This is a genomic window from Bacillus sp. AY2-1, assembly GCF_008368965.1.
GTDB lineage: Bacteria > Bacillota > Bacilli > Bacillales > Bacillaceae_G > Bacillus_A > Bacillus_A thuringiensis_S.
In genome coordinates, this window is the sequence record NZ_QPEL01000157.1 from 1 (window position 1) to 7,371 (window position 7,371).

Sequence of the window (7,371 nt, forward strand, 5' to 3'; positions counted from 1 at the left end):
ATATTATTAATAGAGAGTGTGTCTTACATGAGAATATTTTATTTCTTCTGCAACATAATTATAGTCTTCAGTCTTAATAGGGAAAAGATAATTGAGAGAAGTAGAGTAAGGCTACAACGTATACTTACAAACTTTATCAGTAGAAGAATAAGTGTATTTAGTGTTCATGTTATATACTACTACAATTGCCGGAAGGAAATCTTCATAGTAAAAAGATGATTTATAAAAAGGAGTGTATTTACTTGGAAGATACAAATAAAGAAAAGATTATTCAAATTGTATTGTGCTGTGTTGAAGAAGTGAATGAAAATCTTGAAAATAAAATTAATCTTGAAAAAGGCTTGAAAGCACATCTTTATGATTGGGAGGGGTATTTAGATTCGTTAGGGCTAGTATCTCTACTGGTAAGTATTGAACAAGGCTTAGAAGATGAATTGGGTTTATCAGTTGATTTGGTGAATTTAGATACAATGTCACAACATAATAGCCCATTTAAAACAATAGAAGCATTAGTTGCGTATATTTTAGAATGCCAGGAACAATTAAAATCACTAACATAACAAAATATTAAAGGAGAAAATTTAAAAGGAGGTTAGGTATGCATATTGACTTTTTATTTGAAAGATTTGAAATGAATAAAGAATGCGAAGCTATTGTTTGGGAGGATAAAACTTACACATATGAGTGGTTTCTAAATCAAATAAAGATTTATACAAGGGAGTTAAATGAACATAGAAAGATGGATTATACAATAGTCTCTTTGGAAGCGGATTATTCTCCATACTCTATAGCAATGTTTTTAGCGCTTATTGAATTAGGGTGTACTGTAGTACCGATCCTAAATTCATTGGTTGACAGTAAGAAGAAAGAATACTATGAAATAGTTGAATTAGAAAAGGTGATTAAAGTTGAAAGCGCAAGCTTTGAAATAATCAATATACAAAGAGATTACATTCAAAATGAATTATTATTACAACTGAAAAAGTTAAAACATCCAGGATTAGTATTGTTTTCATCTGGTACAACCGGACGTAGTAAAGCAATTGTACATGATTTTACATTACTTCAAAAGAAGTACAGTGTCGCAAGGAGTGCAAAACGTGTTATACCATTTATGTTATTTGATCATATTGGAGGGGTTAATACTCTCTTCCAAATTATTTCTAGCTTAGGATGTTTGGTAATTATTGATGATCGTACCCCTAATCGAGTATGTAACATGATTGAGAAACATCAGGTACAAGCTTTACCTGCATCACCAACTTTTATAAATTTACTTATACTGAGCGAGGTTTATAAAAAGTATAATTTAAATAGTTTGCAGACTATTTCTTATGGATCAGAAGTTATGCCTGAGGCTACACTAAGTAAAATAAACGAAATATTCCCTCATGTTAAAATTACACAAATGTATGGGTTATCAGAATATGGGGTTTTATATTCGAAATCTAAATCGAATGACTCTTTGTGGATCAAACTAAGTGATGAGAATATTGAGTCAAGAATTGTGGATGGAATGTTGCAGATCAAATCAATGTCTACAATGATTGGTTATATTAATGCTCCAAGTCCATTTACCAAGGATGGCTGGCTTATGACAGGAGATATGGTGGAAGTAGATGGAGATTATATTAAAATTTTAGGAAGAAAATCAGAGATTATAAATATTGGCGGAGAAAAAGTATTTCCAGCTGAAGTTGAAAACGTAATACAGCTAATGGATGGAGTAGAAGAGGTTGCTGTTGTTGGTGAAAAAAATGCAATCACAGGACAAATGGTTAAGGCTGTGGTTAAATTAAATACAAATGAAAGTGTAAGTGAATTTAGAAAGCGATTAAGAGAGTTCTGTAAAGATAAACTACCATTATATAAGATTCCACAGAAAGTGGTATTAACAACTGAGAAAATGCATACAGAGCGTTTTAAAAAAGACAAGAAGGTATTTATGTAACTAAAAGTTGAAGTCCTTTTTATACAATAATTTAAAAGTAAATTATAAATCCCTTATATTTTGAAAAAACTTTTTCAAAATATAAGGGATTCTTTTTATTTTTTTCGGATCTAAATTGAGGAATTCATATAAATAAGCTTCTTCGCAAAATAAGAATTTACGTGTTGAGGAGAAACTTTATGTTTATAGAGTTTGTTGTTGTTTATTATTACGATTCGATAGGAATTTATCTAATGAAATAGATTGGCTGTTATTTACTACAAAAAATAAAGAAACAGCCAATAATAATAAATCAAATTCATACCCTCCTATAAATCCTTGATCAAATTTCACAGTAATAATGGCTCCGGCCATAAGTAAAGAAAATAAGGTTGAAATAATTCGTGTACCAAGCCCCAGAATAACTAAAATTCCACCCACTAGTTCAAGAATTGCTACTGGATATGCAAGCCAATCAAATATTCCTAGGCTGTTGAAGAAATTTTCTGTATTATAGATGCCATCTTGAAATTTTATGAGTCCATGAGCAAAAAAAGTAAACCCTAATACTAATCTAATAATGAAAAAACTTAACTCATTTTTGTTTGACAATTGATTTTCCTCCATTCAATGATTTTGAAGTACTATTAGCCATAGATTTTTTCCTTTCTTTATTCTAATGATCTATATATGATACAGAATCAAAAAACAGTATATTTTTTTGTTTTATAACTTTACTACTTGATCACTTTTTGTTTATAGGAATAAGGTTCTATCCCTTTAATATGTATTTCAATATCCTGAAGTACAGTATTGTTAATGGATCCTTCAATCATTCCAAATGTTTTATTTAGGATGTGACCGGCACTTTTAAACCCAACATAATGTCCACGAACCATACGTGGAAAACATGCACCAAACATACCTTGTACTGTTATAATTGATTGGAAATGGAGAACCTCAGTAATTAATGTTCCTATCATCGCTATTTTCATTTTAGTATTTGGAGGTACTTTAATAGAATGTTCAATTGAAGGAGAGGTATGAATTGATTTTGAATTGCTTTCGCCTACAAAAGTTGAAATATTAAATTCATTACCCGATTGAAATTTACCTGCGATAATAAGATCTGATTTTAAAGTTAAACCTGTAATAGATTTCGAAGTCCAAGATTGTATATTGGCCCATTGTTCTTTTATTGTCACTACAATCTCTTTTTCTTCATTATTAGGATTACATACAAATTGTTCCTTTAGGGTTATTTCATCTATTGAAGGTTTTTCAAGATCTCGAAATATAAAGGGGCCCAGCATTTTATAACAAGCGTGATTATAACGTTCAGTAATAGCAGGCTTATTATGAATTGGAAACGTCTCATTATTTACTGCAATTTCATCAGGAAGTATTCCATAAAGATCTTTAAACGCATCCATTATGGAATCTGTAGTTGAATCTAATGATTCTAGATCTGAAAAAGATAATTTTTCTTGTATAATCATACTAATGCTCCTTACCTATTTGTGTATTTTATTTATTTGTTTGATCGTAGTTAAAAGACAATTAAAATATGAAGAAGAGGTAAACTAATAGTTTGACAGATAGAATAATTAATAACTTTTGAGAATAAATTCCATTTTATGCTGTGGGATTCCTTTCAATTAATACTCGTTAGAAATTTATAAATATTTGATTGAATTTTAGGAAAATAGAGGTTTTTATTGAAAATCAAACTAAGGATAAAGTTATGGAACGGATCAATAAACAGATTATTAAGGATGGAAAATAACGGATGAATAGTAGAGAGATGAATACGAACGAAAGAAAATCTTGTGAATCATAAAGAATTTAAGAGCTAGAGGTATAGAGATAACATCACAGATAAGGTTGAAGAAACGTACAAAAGGTTATATCAACTCTAACTAAATGATAAAAGCCCTGCAGGGGATGCAGGGCAAGACTAAGGGTATTGAAGAATTGTCGATTCTAAAAGTAAAGGACTTCTTGGAATGTTATAAGTTTAACACGCGATATATTAAAACAATATATAAAGATGTTACAGAAATGTGAATATGAAAATCATGAAAAAGTTGATAATCCATAGAAGCTATAAGGGATTATGTTTGTAAAGGTGTCTTTATATAGTTAATAGGACCGGATTTTGTTTGTTTTAAGATCCGGGAATCCAGTAGAATGCACTGCCTAATAGACAGGTTCCTGGGTATTACGAGGCGTGAAAGCATCAAAAAATCCCGTACAGAAGCACAGGCCGGTTGATACACATATCAGTAACTGATTTAAAAAGTCTATCAATAAGACTATTCAATATTAATATATAGTATATATTAATCACCCAACAGAAGTGCTTTTTTACTTCTTTTATAGAATTTACATATTAAACATATATTTATACGCATTGCATTGTTACTACACGCTAAGAAATAGTAATAAAAAGACAGTACTGATGAAACTGTATAAAAATAAAAAGAATCCTAATAGGGGGAATTCTTTATGAAAGTTGAGCATGACAAAGCTCCTTGGATATATAGGATATTTTAATATATTGTTGGTCTATTTAAAAAGAAAAACATAACTTGGTACATTGGATTAAAGGATATCTATATAATAGGTAGAATCTAATTATTTGGTTCACATTTTAATTCAAGGGGTACAAATTCGATGCGGCGTGAGAAGGATTTGTTGAAACAATGGAAGGCGGATTTGCAAGCTATTCAAGAAGAGAAAAGGCTGAAGAAGAAGGCAAAGAAAAAGAATAAGAATAAGAAATATAGCATTCCGGGTAATACGGCTGACTTCATGGATGGTAAGAATACTTATCGTAAAGATAATGGAGTATGGAAGCAAAGAAATAAATAATGTGCAGATAAATAAGTTTGATCAAGTTTATAGCAATTATCGGGGGCGCTTCCTTGATCTGGGAGGCGTCCTGTTTGTTGTTAATATTACAAAACAAACGAACACAAAATTAAGATGCGCTAACGAGAAGGGATAGATCTTGCTAAACAACGTGGCGTATAATGGAACACGCTTTAGAGCTGCTTGCTAATAAGATTTTAATAATAGAAACATACTATATGTACTTAGAATTAAAGGTAAAAAGGAAATAAAAACATACTACAAAAACTACATAATGATGAATATCCGTATGACTGGAAACTGGATTATAGAGAATTGGGATGAGTTTCGTAGAGAAGGTGAAGCGAAAATAGGAACTAGTTTAATAGAGTAAATGCACGAGTAGGAGTTGCTGGTACATTACGCCGGTAGTCTTCATATAGCATGGAATTTCATGTACTGATTACTATAGGAAAGTATTCTGTATGCAAATTAAATCATGCTTTTACAGATGCAAAAAAAGGAGCTGTTAGTAAGGCTAACTGCTCCAGATCAAGGAATCTCCAAGGGGAAAGACTAAGGACTTTAAATGAGTTTTGGCTAATGCCTATCCCTATTATTGACGGAATAATGAGTTTTATTCAATTATAACGAAAGTAATGTGTAAGTATGTTACAAGAATAGTCCAATACCTATCCATGTAACTCCTAATATAGACAATGATTCGATAATAATTAAACGTTTAGCCTCATCTTGTTTTGGCGTAGTTAGCTTCCTAATTTGGGAGAATAGCCCACTTATTCCGCACAAAGTAAGAGCTAATAGTAGTAAAGTACTTGTCATCCTAATCACTCCTAGTATTTGGATATTCTTATTGTATACGAAGCTAGAGACGATAAAAATAGTAATGTTATCGTCTCTTTTCTATGAAGTATGTAAAGTGTGACGTGAATCTTCAATGGATAGAGGTCGTGTAAGGTAACTTTCAGTATTAGAAGTATGAATATTGGGTGAAAGGAATGCAGACTGTTGAAAATATAAAAAACGTATAGTACAATAAGGGTGTAAGCTAGATTATAACGAACAAGAAGTCGGGTGGTTCGGATTCTCGTTCTATTGATAGGTCGTAAGCTTTTTGAAAAGTCTTGGTTTGGTCACCAAGGCTTTTTTCGTACGCAGACAGGAATAAAAGCACTGCATGTCGCAATACTATATAGAGTAGTAAGCTGGGTTTCAACGTCTTTGCACTTCAAAATGATGTTGCATTGGTCGTGTGCAATAAAAGTATGGTCAGTACTTCACCTTGAAACCCAATCATAACTACAAATGGGCTTTGTGTCGCTATTTATAGCGGCACTTTTTTATTTAAGAAGATGTCTTACATATTCAGTTATACCCTTACCTACTTCACTTTTTATGAAAAAGTAATGCACATTTCGAAGGAAACTGAATGCTGTAACGATTGTACCAAAAGAAAAAAGACGTTTACGTTTCTTCTCTCTCTGAACGTTTTCGGGCGGTTCTAGTATTCTCCACGTTCTATTGTCACCTCCTCTTAAAAAGAGAAGGGCAAAGACGGCACGTATTTAGTGTACAGTGTTTGACAAATCTCTACAAGAACTTATTTTCTGGTATGGAACATTCGAATATGTAAGATCAATTTCGAGTAAGATGTTTGAAGAAACGTACAAAGGTTATATCTACCGATTCTCTTTTACTAGATAAATAGTATCAGTAGATATACGATTTTTTTCATGTTGTAATTAAGATAAGTTAATGAAATATTATGATGAAATTTAGTGTGATAAAGGGATTAAGTGAGCGGAGGGAATTGGATGGTTCATAATATAATACATACTAGATTCAAACTACGAGAAATCGAAGAAAATGATTAGAAGGATATATATACACATCACAGTTCATTGTGTGCCGATACAAAGTATGAGGCCCTAATTCGGAAACGGGAAGAATTTGTAAACCAAGTTCTTCAAGATGCAAGTAAGGTCCCGAGAAGTCGATTTTTTTTTGCATTGGTTGAATTTGTTTCACATTAAAATGTTATATATAGGATAAGTTCTATAAGCAACCATTTAATAAATATTAATATGTATAGCTGAATCTACCCGAAACTAAAAGATATTAATACTGATGAAAGGTAAGGGATATGATACCTTTATAAAAGGGTGGGAAAATAAATACTTGTAACTTCGCACGAAATACCAATTTTACGAACAATAAAATAGTTATATAAAAATCCAATACAATATTTAGGGATTTCGAGCTTGGTTTCATGAATCTTGTTCTATTTGTATGTGTCCATATAGTTCATATTTTATATAGAAATTATATTTTAATTTATAAAATTTTTTTTATGTTCATCTATTTAACGCCTCATAATCATTATTAAATTAACCAATTTGTATTTCATAACAACTTTTAATCTGTTTTCATGTATTCATTTTGTATGACGTNANATATGAAAATTGTTTNATTTTACACACATTTAATTGTGATTTTTTTACTAATTTTTATAGCCTAATACAGATTTATCACTTGCTTATCTATAAATTTCATTAGAATAACTACAC

At 30.9% G+C, this 7,371-nt stretch carries 6 protein-coding genes; 3 read left to right on the top strand and 3 right to left on the bottom strand.

Features of this window, described 5'->3' with window-relative positions; all coding sequences use genetic code 11:
• The first annotated feature begins 242 nt into the window (after positions 1–242).
• Both DN403_RS26450 and DN403_RS26455 read left to right on the top strand, forming a co-directional pair.
• Positions 243–560 carry an acyl carrier protein gene (locus tag DN403_RS26450; RefSeq protein WP_098300696.1) on the top strand — a complete coding sequence of 106 codons (318 nt, stop codon included), beginning with the start codon at positions 243–245 and terminating at the stop codon, positions 558–560.
• 38 nt (positions 561–598) lie between these two features.
• Complete coding sequence (locus DN403_RS26455) at positions 599–1,951, top strand: ANL family adenylate-forming protein (RefSeq protein ID WP_061667038.1); 1,353 nt, start codon at positions 599–601, stop codon at positions 1,949–1,951.
• Between the two features lie 183 nt (positions 1,952–2,134).
• Here the strand turns inward: DN403_RS26455 and DN403_RS26460 are convergent, their stop codons facing one another.
• Both DN403_RS26460 and DN403_RS26465 read right to left on the bottom strand, forming a co-directional pair.
• Complete coding sequence (locus DN403_RS26460; RefSeq protein ID WP_176520917.1) at positions 2,135–2,542, bottom strand: DoxX family protein; 408 nt, start codon at positions 2,540–2,542, stop codon at positions 2,135–2,137.
• Positions 2,543–2,667: 125 nt separating this feature from the next.
• Entirely contained in the window at positions 2,668–3,429 is a 762-nt protein-coding gene (locus DN403_RS26465; protein ID WP_098437640.1) for a hydralysin-2, read from the bottom strand.
• A 1,177-nt stretch (positions 3,430–4,606) separates the two neighbouring features.
• Here DN403_RS26465 and DN403_RS26470 point away from each other — a divergent pair.
• A complete protein-coding gene (locus DN403_RS26470) occupies positions 4,607–4,804 on the top strand; it encodes a hypothetical protein (RefSeq protein WP_098300699.1) in 198 nt (65 codons plus the stop codon).
• A 651-nt stretch (positions 4,805–5,455) separates the two neighbouring features.
• On the opposite strand, the gene DN403_RS31385 is transcribed toward DN403_RS26470, so the two are convergent.
• A complete protein-coding gene (locus tag DN403_RS31385; RefSeq protein WP_179958949.1) occupies positions 5,456–5,626 on the bottom strand; it encodes a hypothetical protein in 171 nt (56 codons plus the stop codon).
• Positions 5,627–7,371: the final 1,745 nt, after the last annotated feature.